This is a genomic window from Actinoplanes subglobosus, assembly GCF_042650585.1.
GTDB classification, from domain to species: Bacteria; Actinomycetota; Actinomycetes; order Mycobacteriales; family Micromonosporaceae; genus Actinoplanes; species Actinoplanes subglobosus.
The window spans coordinates 245,502-259,779 of the sequence record NZ_JBHSBL010000017.1 but is presented as its reverse complement, the minus strand read 5'-3'; the positions used below and the strand labels follow the sequence as shown (position 1 = coordinate 259,779).

At 68.6% G+C, this 14,278-nt stretch carries 15 protein-coding genes, 2 tRNA genes and 1 other RNA gene; 8 read left to right on the top strand and 10 right to left on the bottom strand.

The genetic code is table 11. The features are described 5' to 3' along the window. Positions 1-68 precede the first annotated feature (68 nt). Positions 69-164, bottom strand: an RNA gene (gene ffs / locus ACFO0C_RS19130) — signal recognition particle sRNA small type. An 84-nt stretch (positions 165-248) separates the two neighbouring features. Between ffs and ACFO0C_RS19125 the strand changes: the two genes are divergently transcribed. Both ACFO0C_RS19125 and ACFO0C_RS19120 read left to right on the top strand, forming a co-directional pair. Continuing rightward, positions 249-336: transfer RNA gene (locus tag ACFO0C_RS19125), tRNA-Ser, on the top strand. Positions 337-434: 98 nt separating this feature from the next. After that, the gene (locus tag ACFO0C_RS19120) at positions 435-2,282 is read left to right on the top strand and encodes an ATP-binding protein (protein ID WP_378068010.1); all 1,848 of its coding nucleotides are present in this window, start codon (positions 435-437) and stop codon (positions 2,280-2,282) included. A 189-nt stretch (positions 2,283-2,471) separates the two neighbouring features. Here ACFO0C_RS19120 and ACFO0C_RS19115 read toward each other — a convergent pair whose 3' ends face one another. The 4 genes from ACFO0C_RS19115 to ACFO0C_RS19100 all read right to left on the bottom strand — a co-directional run bounded on the left by ACFO0C_RS19115 (position 2,472) and on the right by ACFO0C_RS19100 (position 6,236). Continuing rightward, positions 2,472-4,958, bottom strand: coding sequence for a hypothetical protein (locus ACFO0C_RS19115; RefSeq protein WP_378068009.1), 2,487 nt, complete (start codon positions 4,956-4,958; stop codon positions 2,472-2,474). 108 nt (positions 4,959-5,066) lie between these two features. Next, the gene (locus tag ACFO0C_RS19110; RefSeq protein WP_378068008.1) at positions 5,067-5,408 is read right to left on the bottom strand and encodes an STAS domain-containing protein; all 342 of its coding nucleotides are present in this window, start codon (positions 5,406-5,408) and stop codon (positions 5,067-5,069) included. 185 nt (positions 5,409-5,593) lie between these two features. Next, positions 5,594-5,803, bottom strand: coding sequence for a hypothetical protein (locus tag ACFO0C_RS19105; RefSeq protein ID WP_183224254.1), 210 nt, complete (start codon positions 5,801-5,803; stop codon positions 5,594-5,596). Between the two features lie 343 nt (positions 5,804-6,146). Continuing rightward, positions 6,147-6,236, bottom strand: a tRNA-Ser gene (locus tag ACFO0C_RS19100). Between the two features lie 115 nt (positions 6,237-6,351). On the opposite strand from ACFO0C_RS19100, the gene deoD reads away from it, so the two are divergent. After that, the gene (deoD, locus tag ACFO0C_RS19095; RefSeq protein ID WP_360323075.1) at positions 6,352-7,065 is read left to right on the top strand and encodes a purine-nucleoside phosphorylase; all 714 of its coding nucleotides are present in this window, start codon (positions 6,352-6,354) and stop codon (positions 7,063-7,065) included. 7 nt (positions 7,066-7,072) lie between these two features. Here the strand turns inward: deoD and ACFO0C_RS19090 are convergent, their stop codons facing one another. From ACFO0C_RS19090 to ACFO0C_RS19075, 4 genes are all read right to left on the bottom strand, one after another. Further along, complete coding sequence (locus tag ACFO0C_RS19090) at positions 7,073-7,489, bottom strand: nucleoside deaminase (protein ID WP_378068506.1); 417 nt, start codon at positions 7,487-7,489, stop codon at positions 7,073-7,075. A gap of 26 nt (positions 7,490-7,515) precedes the next feature. Beyond that, positions 7,516-8,019, bottom strand: a complete 504-nt coding sequence (locus ACFO0C_RS19085) for a tRNA adenosine deaminase-associated protein (protein ID WP_378068007.1) — start codon at positions 8,017-8,019, stop codon at positions 7,516-7,518. A 92-nt stretch (positions 8,020-8,111) separates the two neighbouring features. Next, on the bottom strand, positions 8,112-8,279 hold the full coding sequence (locus ACFO0C_RS19080) for a hypothetical protein (protein WP_378068006.1): 168 nt from the start codon (positions 8,277-8,279) through the stop codon (positions 8,112-8,114). Between the two features lie 104 nt (positions 8,280-8,383). Beyond that, a complete protein-coding gene (locus ACFO0C_RS19075; RefSeq protein ID WP_378068005.1) occupies positions 8,384-8,782 on the bottom strand; it encodes a hypothetical protein in 399 nt (132 codons plus the stop codon). Between the two features lie 84 nt (positions 8,783-8,866). Here ACFO0C_RS19075 and ACFO0C_RS19070 point away from each other — a divergent pair, with 84 nt between their 5' ends. The 3 genes from ACFO0C_RS19070 to ACFO0C_RS19060 are packed head-to-tail and all read left to right on the top strand — an operon-like array spanning position 8,867 to position 11,193. After that, entirely contained in the window at positions 8,867-9,625 is a 759-nt protein-coding gene (locus tag ACFO0C_RS19070; protein WP_378068004.1) for a M23 family metallopeptidase, read from the top strand. Between the two features lie 10 nt (positions 9,626-9,635). Beyond that, positions 9,636-10,580, top strand: coding sequence for a prephenate dehydrogenase (locus ACFO0C_RS19065; RefSeq protein ID WP_378068003.1), 945 nt, complete (start codon positions 9,636-9,638; stop codon positions 10,578-10,580). A 40-nt stretch (positions 10,581-10,620) separates the two neighbouring features. After that, on the top strand, positions 10,621-11,193 hold the full coding sequence (locus ACFO0C_RS19060) for a DinB family protein (RefSeq protein ID WP_378068002.1): 573 nt from the start codon (positions 10,621-10,623) through the stop codon (positions 11,191-11,193). Here the strand turns inward: ACFO0C_RS19060 and mtnA are convergent. Continuing rightward, positions 11,190-12,152, bottom strand: coding sequence for an S-methyl-5-thioribose-1-phosphate isomerase (mtnA, locus tag ACFO0C_RS19055; RefSeq protein ID WP_378068001.1), 963 nt, complete (start codon positions 12,150-12,152; stop codon positions 11,190-11,192). The two genes, ACFO0C_RS19060 and mtnA, sit on opposite strands and share 4 nt — an antisense overlap. 96 nt (positions 12,153-12,248) lie before the next feature. On the opposite strand from mtnA, the gene ACFO0C_RS19050 reads away from it, so the two are divergent. After that, complete coding sequence (locus ACFO0C_RS19050) at positions 12,249-13,193, top strand: DUF4034 domain-containing protein (protein ID WP_378068000.1); 945 nt, start codon at positions 12,249-12,251, stop codon at positions 13,191-13,193. A 16-nt stretch (positions 13,194-13,209) separates the two neighbouring features. Then, a complete protein-coding gene (locus ACFO0C_RS19045) occupies positions 13,210-14,271 on the top strand; it encodes a PHP domain-containing protein (protein ID WP_378067999.1) in 1,062 nt (353 codons plus the stop codon). Positions 14,272-14,278: the final 7 nt, after the last annotated feature.

Sequence of the window (14,278 nt, the reverse complement as noted above, 5' to 3'; positions counted from 1 at the left end):
AACGACCGCGTCATTCTCCGTCGAGGGTCTGACAAGAACAAACGACGTGCCCCGGAAGTGACCGGAAACTGAAGGACCCCTCGTGCACCCGCCAGAGCCCGCTTATCCTTGCTGCCTTCCGGCCCTGGGGAGGTTCACAGGATGACGCCGCACGAGGGGCTACCCGAGAGCCTACCTGGCCGCGCCCAGCCGCGTGCGGACCCCCTCCCCGCGGCGAGCCCACCGAAAGGGTCTGTATTCTGGCGCACGGAGGATTCGCCTAGTGGCCTAGGGCGCACGCTTGGAAAGCGTGTTGGGGGAAACCCCTCACGAGTTCGAATCTCGTATCCTCCGCCAGCCCTCACCAGGGCAGACGCGACAAGGCCGGACCCGCTGGGTCCGGCCTTCTTGCTGTCGCCGCCTCAGCTGATCCTCGCCTGCGGCTCGAACCTCACATGCATCGATGCGGGCCCGGCCGACCAGCCGCAGTTTCTGGCCCGCGAATGCGTACCTCGTCCCGCCAACGTGTAGAGCTCAGCTTCTCCGTAGCACGCTGTACCACTCCTGTACAACAGGAGTGGTACAGGAACGCTGGGCGATCAGCGCCAAGCTGGCTGGTCGATGAGCACTCGGAGGTCCCCCGCGGAGGGCTCCCTGCAAGCATCTGGGAGACGATCAGCGCCTTCGCGAACGCGGACGGCGGTTGCATCCTGCTGGGGATCGATGAGAAGGACGACTTCCGGATCAGCGGCGTGGCAGACGCCGGTGCCCAGGAATCGCAGTTGTCCGCAATTTGCTCCGAGATGGAGCCTCCGGTCCGAGCACAGATCTACTCCGTCACCATCGATGACGAGATCGTGGTCGTCTGCGAGGTACCGCAACTGCCCAAAGATCAGCGACCTTGTCACAAGCGCTCCCTCGGCCCATGGGCAGGGTCCCGCATCCGGGTAAGCGACGGCGACAGGAAGCTCACCGACTACGAGGTTGGTGTGCTGCTGTCCAACCGACGCGAGCAGAAGCACGACCTGTCGCCCGTCCCGGGCGCAAAAGTCGGCGATCTGGACTCAGAACTGGTCAGCGCGTTCCTCCGGCGGATCCGCGATACCAGGAGTGACATCTTCCGCAAAGTCGACGACGAGCGTGCCCTGACGATGCTCAACGTTCTGACCAGGCAGGGGGATCAGGCCGTTCCCACCCTCGCGGGCTTGCTCGTTTTCGGTCTGTACCCACAAACCTTCGAGCCTCAGCTCGACATCACCTTCGTGGTCTACCCATCCTCCGAAGCCGGGCTTCTGGGCAACTCCGGCGAGCGCTTCACGGAGAACAGATCGATTGACGGCTCCATCCCCTTCATGGTCGCCGAATGCATCCGACTTCTGAAACGCAACATGCGAAGACGCAGCATCGTATCTGGCATCTTCCGCACCGAAGAATGGGAGTATCCCGAAGAGGTTCTCCGAGAAGCCCTGGTCAACGCGATCGTCCACCGGGATTACTCAGAATTTGCCAGGGGCACTCAGGTCCAGGTCGAGATGTACCCTGACCGCCTCCTAATCCGAAATCCCGGTGGCCTTTACGGTCCCGTCGATGTCCGGTCCCTGGGCGTCACCACCGTCACGTCGTCTCGCAACAAGGCACTTTTGAAGATTCTGGAGGACACCCCCTTCGGAGACGGTCACATGGTCTGCGAAAACCGCGGAACCGGCATCGCCCGAATGCTTTTGGCGTTGACTGACGCTGGGATGGAGCCGCCTGGTTTCGCCGATGACATAGCCTCCTTCTCCGCTGAGTTTCCCAACCACACGTTGCTGGACGAAGAGGCTCTGAACTGGCTCGGGTCCCTCGACAGGCATCCCCTGACGAGAGCCCAGATGACCGCACTGGTGATGATGCGCAACGGCATCGCTCTCAACAACAGCAGCTATCGCGCGGCGACCAGTGTTCGGGACAGCCGGACGGCAAGCCGTGATCTCCGGGACCTAGTCGACCGCAGGTTGATCGAGCAGTCTGGTACACGAGGGACGACCGTCGACCGCCTGATCGGGAACCAGGCTGAAGAAGCCGGCCTCTTCGACCGACCATCGCCGGGCAAAGCGATGTCGTCGCCCACCGACCTGACCTCGAACGAGCGCGCGGTGCTGGAATTTGTCCGCCGAGCTGAAACCTCAAGAGCCAGCGTCGAAGCAGCTACCGGACTCCCGTATCACCAGGTCGTCAGAGCACTCCAGAGCCTTCGCGACAAGAATCTTGTACAGATGAACGGCAAACACCGTTCGCGCTCGACGACGTGGTCCGCGACCTGATAGGTCAAGCTCCGGGAGAACGTCTCGTTCGCCCGCGTTCGCAGAGATACGCCTCCGCAACGGGCATGCAAGTCCGGCTTTCACTCGTTGTGCCCCGCCGATCGACCGCCGGTGAGGTGGGTCTATCCTCGGCATTGAAAACAGTGCGGGCGAGGGCCGGCTCCCGATCGGAGTCGGCCCTCGCCTCTTTCACTTCTTGATCTTCACGGTGACGCTGGTGGCACGGCCGTCGTAGTGGCCGGACCGCTTGGCGATCACGGTCAGGACCAGCTTCTTTCCGGCCCACGCCTTCTTCAGTTTCAGCGAGGTCGTGGTGGCGACGAGCGTGCCGTTGACGCGCCACTCGTACCGATAAGCGGTTGCCTTGGGTGACCAGACGCCGACCGAGGCCCGGACGGTCTTCAGTGCCTTCACCGTTCCGGTGATCTTCGGCCGGGTGGTCGCCTTCGGTGCCGGGCCTCGCACGACGGTGACGGCCGCGGATGTCGCGGTGTTGTCGCGATGGCCGGCGCGGTGGCCGGTCAGCGTCACGGTGAGGCGTTTGCCCAGCATGGACAGGGGCACGGTGTACGACCCACCGACCGCTCCCTGAATCGCCACACCGTTGGCGAACCACTGGTAGCCGTACCAGTCCACCGCCGGGCTCCAGACGCCGGCGTTGATCGTCAGTTTGTTGCCGGTGATGGCCTGGCCGATGATCACCGGTTTGGTGGTGACGGCCAGTTGCGGCGCCTGGACGACGATCTGATTCGCGGCGGTGAAGGTCCGGTTCGGTTCGCTGTACGACGTTCCGACGATGTCGTAGTCGCCGGGCGCGACGGTGGTGAAGTCGATGTCGGCGGTGTAGAGGTTGCGGGCCGCGTTGACGGACCGGATCACGATCGGGGCGACCTTCGTGCCGCCCTGGCTCAGCCAGACGGTGTCCTGCTGGTGCAGTCCGGCGCCTGCGATGGCGAGGGTCGCGGTGGCGCCGGTGGTCACGGTGTACCGCCCCTCGGTGGTGGGGCTGTTCGCGATCCAGTAGTTGACCTCGTCGCAGAGGAGCGTGGCGCAGTCGGCCTGGACCCGGTACGGCCCGGTGCTCTCGGCGACGAAGGCGAACAGCGCGCGCCGGCTGTTGACCTGCTGCGGGGTGGGCGAGCAGGTCCAGCTGTCACCGGCTGCGGCGCACTCGACGACTGAACCGTCCGCGTTGATCACCCAGGGCACGGCGTTCTGCGTGGTCACCGTGAAGTCGTCGTCGAATCCGACCGGCACGGACAGGCAGTGCGCACGGTCGTCGGCGGTGAAGGTCCCGGTCAGCGGCCCGAAGCCGTACGCCGTGCTGTCGGTGATCTGCCCGCAGTCGGCCGGGGCGTCGTAGTAGAAGCCGACCGCCCAGGTGTCCACCTCGTACGTGGCGGGCTGTGCACTGGTCACGACAGCCTCGGTGGACCGCACCAGGCAGGGGACGGCCGAGCAGGTGTGCAGTCCGCCCTCGTTGTCGAACCAGCGGACGGCCGGCGCGGTACCGGCCGAGGAGAGGTTCACCCACGTGTTGGCCGGCACCCGGTAGCACCGCAGGTCGCCGGAGCCGCCAACCGAGCCGGCCGTCGCGGCACCGCCGAAGGCGACCGAGGACGGCGTGGCACAGTTCGCGCTGATGCCGGTGACCTGGCTGATGCGGTAGGTCCCGGAGCCGGTGGCCGACCGCACGACGACCAGGTGCCGGTCGTTGCCGAGCCGGCAGCCGATCTGCTGGTAGGCGGTGGCGTTCGCGTCCTGGCAGGCCAGGTTGCCGAGACTGTCGTAGACGGAGAGGGATGCCGTCCCGTCGCCCTCGATCCGGTCGAGGGTGAGGATCTCCTGACTTTCCGAGCCGCCCCGCGGCAGGTCGAGGCAGGTGACGAAGTCGGTGCCGGAGAGCGCGGCGGTCACGCTGCCGGGGGCTCCGGGCACGCCGGCGGCCAGGTCGGCGCATTCGGTCGGCCCGGTGGTCCGCTGGAGGGCGACCTGGTATTCGCCACTGTCCCGCGGGTCCTCGGAGACCACGATCATCCGGGTCTCCTGCGGGATGGTGATCGCGCAGCCGTAGACGCTGGTGACGGGCGTGCTGCCGCACATGCGGGCGTTCTGCGGCTGGACGAGCTGCACGAGCGGCTGGTTAGCGGTGGGCGGCAGTGTCGCCTGGTAGCGGCCGGACGTCTCGCGCAGGGCCTGGCAGCTGACCTGACCCTGACCGGCGAAGGTGCCGCGGTAGGGGGTGCTGAACCCCTGGGCGGCCGTGCTCCCGCAGCCGGTCCCGAAGAGGTCGACGACCGTCGCGCGGAACGGCGCGGTGTGCGTCTCGGGCTCACCGGGGTCGGCGACCAGGTGGTAGGTGCCGGCGCCGAGGTCGCACCAGATGACGGCGCAGGCCAGGTTGCCGCTGCTGCTGTAGACGGCGCTCGCCAGGGTCCGGTTGTCGGCGTCCGAGGCCCGGGCGAGGTAGGCCTGGTATCGGGCGACGGTGAACGTCCGGCAGCTGCCCTCCTCCAGGGACCCGGCCGAGGGCTGATCGAATCCGGTCAGCCCGACCGCCGTGCAGTCGGCGGCGGCGACCGGCATCCGGGCCGGCGCCGCTGTCGCGGCATCGGCGTCGCGGGTGAGGAGGAAGCTGGGCACGGCGACGACCACCGCCATTCCGGCTGCGATCAAGAATTTGGCCGTACGGCTACCGCGCCATCGATTCACGCGGGCGATCATGACATCCGCGCCGGTCAGCCGAAAGATCAGTCCCGAGGAACGGACGATGCCGTCCCGTCGCTACATCCGTGCGGCCGCGATCGCGTCGTCGACCTCGGGGAAGATGGCGAAGTAGCGTCCCAGGCCGACCGTCTCCAGCAGCTGGGCCAGGAAGGGGTTGGCGCCGGCGAAGCTCAGCCACCCACCACGCGACGAAATCACCTGCTTGCTGACGATGAAGGCGCTGAGCCCGATCGAGTCGCAGAACTTGAGGCCGGTCAGATCGACCACGATCCGCGGGACCGGTCTCTCCAGGAGGCCGGCGAGGGTGGTATGCAACTGACCCGCGGTGTCGGCGTCGAGCTCACCGCCGAGGTGCAGCACCGTGACTTCGGCCCGGTGGTCGGTGACTGTTGCATGCATGATGATCGGCTTCCTACCCGTGCGATGGATATTCAGCCTAGATCCCGACCATCTCCGCACATCGGACAGCGCGTGTGTCAGCTGACACGAACGGGCCGGACCCGCGAGGGGTCCGGCCCGTTCGAGGCTGGCCAAGACAGGTCAAGCATTTGCGGCGCAGCCTGTGGGGGGCTCCTGGCGCGACCTCAGAGTTCGCGCCACCGCCAGCGTGGACCACGCCACGCGTCGGCCAGGATCATCGCTGACGCCTTGCCGGGACACTGCTGCACCTTCGACTTGCCCTCGGGGCCGCCCATCTGAGCCTCGACCTCCCAGAGCGCGCCGTCGGTGCGGACGTAGACGTCCCGGCGCGCGAGCCGGACGTCGCCATTCCACCAGTGATGCTCAACTCTCACATGACAAATCTAGGACAGACATCGACAGACCTGCGTAGGGCGATTCTGCGAAAGTTTCTCGACGCCCGGTCGGAACCACATTGTCTGATCCGGTGTATTTGGCTCGCGTGACTTGCGCAACACCCTACGTATTAGGGCCGTCCGCATTCAACTACACAGTGTAATTCCTGGCCGTGACCTGGGACGAAACACCACCGTTACATCCGGAGCGCTGATCATGGAGAACACCCGAACGGACGAGCCGCCGCTCCGGCACTCGGTGGACCCGGCCGACGGGCACGGACAGTAACAGTCACGGGGGTAGAAAACCAGAGAGCCCGATCCATTGGATCGGGCTCTCTCATGGCGGTGGCGGCGGGATTTGAACCCGCGGAGGGCGTAAACCCTCACACGCTTTCGAGGCGTGCTCCTTAGGCCACTCGGACACACCACCGGGAAGTACGTTACCGGACGCCTCAGGCGCCCTGTCTTGGGGTCACCCATAACCCAGCGCGACGTCGCTGACCTGGCAAGATCGACGCTCTGGCAACGGAATACGGAGGATTGAGATGAGCGTGCACATCGGCGGCAAGCCGGGCGACATCGCCGAGCGGGTGCTGCTGCCCGGCGACCCGATGCGGGCCAAGTGGATCGCCGAGACGTTCCTCGAGGACGCGGTCTGCTACACCCAGGTCCGCGGGATGCTCGGCTTCACCGGCACCTGGCAGGGTGTGCGGGTCTCGGTGCAGGGCTCCGGCATGGGCATGCCGTCGGCGTCCATCTACACCCACGAGCTGATCAACGAGTACGGCGTGAAGTCGGTGATCCGCATCGGATCGTGTGGCGCCCTCGCCATGGACCTGAACCTGGGCGACGTGATCGCTGCGATCGGCTCGGCCACCGACTCCAACATGAACCGGACCCGATTCGACGGTCTGGTCGACTACGCGCCGGTCGCCGACTTCGGTCTGCTGCGGACCGCCGTGGAGGCCGCCGAGGCGCTGGGCACCCCGATCCGGGTCGGCCCGATCCTGGCCGCCGACGCCTTCTACACCGACCGCCCGGACCTCTACGACAGCCTCGCCGACTACGGCGTCCTCGCGGTCGAGATGGAGTCCGCGGCCATCTACACGATCGCCGCCCGTTACAAGGCCAAGGCCCTGACCATCCTGACGGTCAGCGACCACATCAAGCGCGGCGAGGCGATGGACTCGGCGCAGCGCGAGCAGGGCTTCAGCAACATGGTGAAGATCGGCCTGAACACGGCGATCGCCGACGCCTGACGCCCGGTCAGCGGAAGAAGCCGCGCATCAGGTCGGCACACTCGGCTTCGAGGACGCCGCCGTAGACCTCGGGGCGATGGTTGAGACGGCTGTCGCGGACCACGTCCCAGAGGGAGCCGACGGCGCCCGTCTTCGGCTCCCAGGCGCCGAAGACCAGCGTCGAGACCCGGGCCAGGACCAGCGCCCCGGCGCACATGGTGCACGGCTCCAGGGTCACCACGAGGGTGCAGCCGGCCAGCCGCCACTCCCCGAGCCGGGCGGCGGCCCGCCGGATCGCCAGCACCTCGGCGTGCCCGGTCGGGTCGCCGGTCAGTTCCCGTTCGTTCCCGGCGGCCGCCAGTTCGGCGCCGTCGGGACCGAGGATGATCGCCCCGACCGGGACGTCCTCGGGCGAGGTGGACGCGACGGCCAGGGCCCGCCGCATCCACTCCTCGTGCTGCCTGCGGCGTATCACGCCTCGCGCAGCTCCTCCATCTCGTCCCCGCACCCGATCTTCTGACAGATCTCGGCGGTGACGTCGGACGGCAGCATCCCCTCCATACCGCAGAGGGCGAGCAGCCTCTGGGCGTTGAGGCCCAGGTCGCCGAGCAGTTCGGCATCACCGATCGGGTCGGCGTCCGTATCCACCGGCTTCTCCTCGTCGTCCCCCGCGGCCAGATCGTCCAGCCCGAGGGCCGGCGTCTCGATCTCACCGAGCAGCACGGAACCGATCCGCGACTCCTCGGCGAAGCCCGAGTCCGAGCCGAAGACCCGCAGGTCCTCACCCTCGTCCAGGCGCAGGATGGCGAGGTACTCGTCGTCGCTCTCGACGAACAACACCGCGAGGTCGGCGTCCGGCTCGGTATCCCGGAGCGCGTCCACCACCTCGTCGATGTCGGCCAGGCCCGAAAGGTCCAGCTCCGACGCCGTCCAACCGTTCTTACTGCGGGCGACGGCGGCAGCGAAAATCGACACGATTTCCCCCAACACGACTGTTAACTCTCAGCGCCTGACGGTAGCTGGTGGGACGGCGGGCGCATCGCGCCACGCCCTTGGCGGGACCGAACTCAGTTCGCCGGGCGGCGACGGGTGGCGATCAGCTCGCGGAGCCGGAGGCCACGCAGGCGCGACGACGGTATCGACTCACGTGTCGATTTCGCCTGGGCCAGAGCGGCGAGCAGCTCGAGGCGGCGACGGCTGCGATCGGGGTCCAGCCGTTGTGGCGAGGGGGCCATGCGACCGAGAGTGCGGCAGCCGCGCGGCGTTAGTCAAGGGTCGATGGGCATGTCGGCAGACCCACTGCTCAGGGCTACCGAAAGGGCACGTCGGGTGGCGGAAATCACCACAACGGCCAGTCCAGCGTGGTGATCCAGTGGGTCGTGACGAAGAACATCGCGATCGACAGCGCCAACCCGCTCGCCACGGCCACGCCGACCGCCACACCGCGGTCGCCGAGCACCGCCAGGACCACCGAGACGGCCCAGGCGGCGAGCGCGGCACCGATGGTCCACCACGCGTAGGACCCGAGACCGTCGCCGAGGCTGCCGAACAGGACGAACCACACCGTCGTCGCCGACAGACCGCTGATCACCGGCCCGGCAGTGACCGGATGCGGCTCCCGGTAGACGGGGCGGGGCGGCAGCCCGGTGAACATCGGCGGCGGGGGGAGATCACGGGGCGGCATGTAGCCCGGCGGCGGTGGTGCGGCCGCGGGCCAGGAAACCTGGCGGTCTGCCATCTCACACTCCTCCTCTGCGCACCTGATGCCAGCCTAGCCATCGTCGGGTCGGCACGATCTGCGGTCTTCTGCCAGGATGGCGCGGTGCGTTCACTCCGTACCCTCTCCGGTCTGACGATCGCGGCCGTCTGCCTCGCCGGCTGCGGCGGCGCCGGTGGGGTGTCCTCGCCGGCCGCGACCCCGCAGTTCGTGGATCCGGCCGCGCAGGCGTCGAGCGCCGAGTCGGCTGCGGCGAGCGCCGTGCCGCAAGCCTCCGTGCCGGCGAGCCCGAGCGTCAGCGCGCCGGCCAAGGCGAAACCGAAGCCGAGCGCGTCCGAGACCGCCACGACGGCCTCGGTGAAGTACGTGTTCCCGGTCGACGCGTCGAACGTGGACTGGAGCAACACGCACTCGAAATACCCGGCGACCGACATCTTCGTGAACTGTGGCGAGGATTTCGTGGCCACCACGAGCGGCACGGTTCTGGAGATCAGCCTCACCGACCGCTACGTGGAGGGCAACCCGGACGGGCCGTACAACGGCGGGCTGTCGGTGTCGATCGAGGGTGACGACGGGGTGCGCTACTACGGGTCGCACCTGAGCAAGGTCCAGTCCGGCATCAAGGCCGGGGTTCGGGTCAAGGCGGGGCAGTTGCTCGGCCTGACCGGCAAGACCGGCAACTCCAGTGGTGTCTGCCACCTGCACTACGGCATCTCGCCGGCGTGTGCGAAGACGGGCGACTGGAAGGTGCGGCGCGGCGTCGTCTGGCCCTACACCTACCTGGCCTCGTGGCGTAAGGGTGGGCAGAAGAGCCCGGTCGCCACGGTCGCCACCTGGGAGAAGGACCACGACTGCAAGGCCTAGAGTCTCTGGCGTGCGTATTGCGGTCATCGGCCTGGGGCTGATCGGCGGATCGTTGCTGCGGGCGCTCGGCGGGGCCGGGCACGACGTGGTGGGTTTCGACGCCGACCCGGCCACGCGGGAGCTGGCCCGGGAGAGCGGGTTCCAGGTCGCCGGTTCGGTTCGCGAGGCTGCCTTCGAGAGTGATGTGGCAGTTCTGGCCGTACCCCTGCCGATTTTGCCGGAAGTCGTCGCCGACCTGGACGGATATGGCGGTCTGATCACCGATGTGACGTCGGTGAAGGGTCCCGTCAGGGACCTGTTGGAGGGTCGGCGGTTCGTCGGCGGGCATCCGATGGCGGGGAAGGAGACGTCCGGTTTCGCGGCGTCCGAGGCCGGGTTGTTCGAGGGTTGTGCCTGGGTGTTGTGCCTGGAGCCGCACGGGACGGATCTGGACGACTGGCTGCTGCTGGCCGGATTGTTCACCGCGATGGGCGCGCGGGTGGTGCCGGTGACGGCGGCCGAACACGACACCACGGTGGCGCAGATCAGTCATGTGCCACATCTGTTCGCAGCCGTCCTGGCCGATCAGCTGCTGTCGAATCCGCTGGCCGGGACTCTGGCGGCCGGGTCGTTCCGGGACGGCACCCGGGTGGCCGCCACCCGACCGGAGTTGATCGCGGCGATGTGCGGCGGCAACTGGAGCTCGGTCCATCGGGAGTTGCACCTGCTCATCGGCGAGTTGGAACAGCTGGCGGCCGATCTGACCCTGCCCGATCCGATCGAGGCCTTGACCTTCCACCTGCGGCGGGCCTCCGAGGCGCGGCGCGCGTGGCCGTCGGCGGAGGGCCGGACGGACACGCTAACGGCGGACATCCAGGCTCTGCTGGCGCTGGGCCGCTCAGGCGGATGGGTGACTTCCGTGAATGGCACCGAGGTTGTCGGAAAGCGGCCAGGACCTGACCGCTTTCTTCTCTAGCGTTAGGGGTGTTCACGACACCAGCCGCAGGGAGTCTCCGATGCCCGGTCAGGTCCGCCCCGTCACCGACGAGCAGGACGGTCTGCTCGCCTACCTCGCCCAGATGCGTTACGTGATCAAGCTGACCGCGTACGGGCTCACCCCCGAGCAGTTGCGGGCCACGCCGAGTGCCAGCGCCCTCAGCGTCGCCGGCCTGATCAAGCACGTCGCGACCACCGAGGAGGGCTGGATGACGACGGTGCGCGGCGAGCAGCAGCCGATCGACTACGGCGCCTACGAGCGCAACTTCTCGATGGCCGACGACGAGACCATCGAGGAGATCTTCGCGATGTACGACCGGGTGGCCGAGGCGACCGAGAAGACGGTCCGGGACATCGCCGACCTCGACCACCGGGTGCCGATCGACCACTCGGTGCCGTGGAACCCCAAGGAGTACGACTTCTGGTCGCTGCGCTGGGTGCTCCTGCACCTGATCCAGGAGACCGCGCGGCACACGGGGCACGCCGACGTCATCCGGGAGACCGTCGACGGCGCCACCGCGTACCCGCTGATGGCCGCCGCCGAAGGCTGGCCGGAGAGCCCTTGGATGAAGCCCTGGAAGCCCGCGGTCTAGGGCTTCTCGCCCCGGTCCACCCGGATCACCCGGCGGTCCGTGACGATCGCGGTGACCAGGTCGAACGGGGTGATGTCGAAGGCCGGGTTCACCGCCTCGCTCCAGGCGGTGACCTCGGCCGAACCGCGGTCCTCGATCTCCACCTGCGCACCGGACGGCGTCGCGTGATCGACTGTGGACTCCGGCGCCACCACCAGGAACGGGATGCCGGCCCGCCGCGCGCCGAGCGCGTGCGAATACGTCCCGATCTTGTTGATCACATCGCCGTTGGCGCAGATCCGGTCGGCGCCGAGGATCACCGCGTCGACCTCGCCGCGGGCCATCAGGAACGGCCCGGCCGAGTCGACGGCGACCCGGTGCTCGATGCCCCAGCGGGTCAGCTCCCACGAGGTGAGCCGGGCGCCCTGCAGCAGCGGCCGGGTCTCGCTGGCGATCACCCCGGCCAGCCGGCCGCGCTGGTGCAACTCGCCGACCACACCGAGGGCGGTGCCGACGGTAACCGCGGCCAGCGCCCCGGTGTTGCAGTGGGTGAGCAGGCGCGGCCGGGCCCCGCACAGCTCGACGACCAGGTCGGCGCCGAGCCGCGCCATCGCCGCCGACGCGGCGATCTCCTCGTCCCGCACGGCGCAGGCCTCGGCGAGGACGGCCTCCGGCCCGTGCGGGATCAGCGCCGCGGCCCGTTGCGCGCCGCGAGCCAGGTTCACCGCCGTCGGGCGTGCGGTCTCGACGCGTTGTACGGCCACCGCCAGCGCCACCGGATCGTCGACATGGATCCGGGCCGCCAGCGCCACCCCGAACGCCCCGGCCACACCCAGTGCCGGCGCGCCGCGCACCGCCAGCGACTGGATCGCCGCGATCAGCTCCCCGACGGTGTGCAGCCGCAGCACCCGTTCCTCGCCCGGCAGGGCCGTCTGATCGATGATCTCGACGGCCCCGTTGACCCAATCGATGGTCCGCAAACCTGTTCCGCCCGTTCGTTGATCTGGAAGGTACCGACCTCGATATGTAGCAGGCAAGACCATAAGATCAGCGACCATCACGGGGAGGAATGCGACATGGGGCTTTTCAGCCGGGGACCGGCCATCGATCCGACGCACGGCGACCCGCGGGCGCGTGCACTCGTCACGGCGTTGACCGTGCGGGACCGCGACACCGTGCGGGCGGTCTTCTCCGACGTGTACGACCCGGACGCCCGCGCCTATCTGATGTCGCTGGCCTCGGACGTCTCCGGCGTGCAGGACTGGATCGGCGGGTGGATCGCCGACGAGCCCGACGCGACGCTGCCGCTGCTGATCCGCGGCTGCCATGCGGTCTCCTGGGCCTGGGAGGCACGCGGTGCGGCGTACGCCAAATACACCTCGCACCAGCAGTTCGAGGGTTTCTTCGAGCGGCTCCGGCTGGCCGAGAGCTCCCTGAAGGAGGTCGTCGAGCGGACTCCCGAGGACACCACGGCGTGGGCCTGGCTCACGCTGTCGGCCCGGGGCAGCCAGGTCGGCACGGACGAGGCCGCCGCCCGCTTCGACGCGGTGATGAAGTACGCGCCGGCTCACGTGATGGCGCACGAGGAGCGGCTGCAGTTCCTCTGCGCGAAGTGGTCGGGCAGCCACGCCGAGATGTTCCACTTCGCCCGCTCGGCCGCCACCAGGGCCGTTCCCGGCAGCCTGGTGCACAACGTCCTGGCCGCCGCCCACATCGAGTACTGGCTGAGCCTGCCGTCGGGGCAGGACCAGGAGCACATGCGCAACCCGCAGGTGCGGCACGAGCTGATCGCGGGGGCGTACCACTCGGTGCTGCACCCGGGGTTCCAGCGGATCCCCGGCTGGCCGTCGCGGGCCAACACGTTCGCGATGGCGCTGCACCTGAGCGGGGAGTACGGGCACGCCGCCCGGGTCTTCGACGTGATCGGCGACCACGTCACCGAGTGGCCGTGGCAGTACCGGGGCGACGCGGCCCGCAAGTTCGCCTCGGCCCGCAAGGATGCGTACGCCTTCGGCCGCTGACCCCTAGGCTGACGTCATGGCTTCCCCCCGTGACCCGGTCGCCGACCTGCGGCGCATCGCGTTCCTGCTGGAGCGGGCCAACGAGGCGACCTACCGGGTGCGGGCGTTCCGGTCGGCGGCCGCGGTGGTCGCGAAGACGCCGCACGACGAGCTGGTCGCCCGGGCCGAGGCGGGCACGCTGGCGAAACTGGCCGGCGTCGGTGATGTCACGGCCCGCTGCGTGACCGAGTCGCTGGCCGGCGAGGAGCCGGTCTATCTGCGGCGGATCGCCGCCACCGAGGGGACCGACCTGCCGGCCGCGGCCGCCGAGCTGCGGTCGGCGCTGCGCGGGGACTGTCACGTGCACTCCGACTGGTCCGACGGCGGTTCGCCGATCGAGGAGATGGCGCTGGCCGCGGCCGACCTCGGCCACGAGTACTTCGTGCTCACCGACCACTCGCCGCGCCTCACCGTGGCCCGCGGGCTGACCGCCGACCGGTTGCGCAAGCAGCTGGACCACGTGGACCGGCTGAACGCGGCACTGCCCGAGGGGTTCCGCATCCTCACCGGCATCGAGGTGGACATCCTGGAGGACGGTGGCCTGGACCAGGAGGACGAGTTGCTGGCCCGGCTGGATCTGGTGGTCGGCTCGGTGCACAGCAAGCTGCGTGACGACGCGGCGCGGATGACCCGGCGGATGGTGACCGCGATCGCCAACCCGCATCTGGACGTGCTCGGGCACATGACCGGCCGGAAGGTGGCGGCGGCCGGCGAGGGCGACGCCGCACACCGCAAGGCGCGGACCCGGCCGCCCAGCGACTTCGATCTGGAGCGGGTGATCGGCGCGGTCCTGGAGCACGGCAAGGCCATCGAGATCAACTCGCGGCCGGACCGGCTCGACCCGCCGAAACGGATGCTGACCGTCGCGCGGGAGGCCGGCTGCCTGTTCACCGTCGACACCGACGCGCACGCGCCGGGCCAGTTGGACTGGCTGGACTTCGGGTGTGAGCGGGCCGCGCTGTGCGGTGTACCGGCCGACCGGATCGTGAACACATGGACCGCCGAACGTCTCACCCGGTGGACCGCGTCACACGCCTGACGTCCCG

What these genes read in the sequence shown, in the direction of transcription:
- ACFO0C_RS19075 (WP_378068005.1), bottom strand. Translation starts at nt 8,782, where the DNA reads ATGGCAGACCGCCAGGTTTCCTGGCCCGCGGCCGCACCACCGCCGCCG.
- ACFO0C_RS19090 (WP_378068506.1), bottom strand. Translation starts at nt 7,489, where the DNA reads ATGCGGCGGGCCCTGGCCGTCGCGTCCACCTCGCCCGAGGACGTCCCG.
- ACFO0C_RS19120 (WP_378068010.1), top strand. Translation starts at nt 435, where the DNA reads ATGCATCGATGCGGGCCCGGCCGACCAGCCGCAGTTTCTGGCCCGCGA.
- ACFO0C_RS19060 (WP_378068002.1), top strand. Translation starts at nt 10,621, where the DNA reads ATGCCCGGTCAGGTCCGCCCCGTCACCGACGAGCAGGACGGTCTGCTC.
- ACFO0C_RS19080 (WP_378068006.1), bottom strand. Translation starts at nt 8,279, where the DNA reads ATGGCCCCCTCGCCACAACGGCTGGACCCCGATCGCAGCCGTCGCCGC.
- deoD (WP_360323075.1), top strand. Translation starts at nt 6,352, where the DNA reads ATGAGCGTGCACATCGGCGGCAAGCCGGGCGACATCGCCGAGCGGGTG.
- ACFO0C_RS19045 (WP_378067999.1), top strand. Translation starts at nt 13,210, where the DNA reads ATGGCTTCCCCCCGTGACCCGGTCGCCGACCTGCGGCGCATCGCGTTC.
- ACFO0C_RS19050 (WP_378068000.1), top strand. Translation starts at nt 12,249, where the DNA reads ATGGGGCTTTTCAGCCGGGGACCGGCCATCGATCCGACGCACGGCGAC.
- ACFO0C_RS19110 (WP_378068008.1), bottom strand. Translation starts at nt 5,408, where the DNA reads ATGCATGCAACAGTCACCGACCACCGGGCCGAAGTCACGGTGCTGCAC.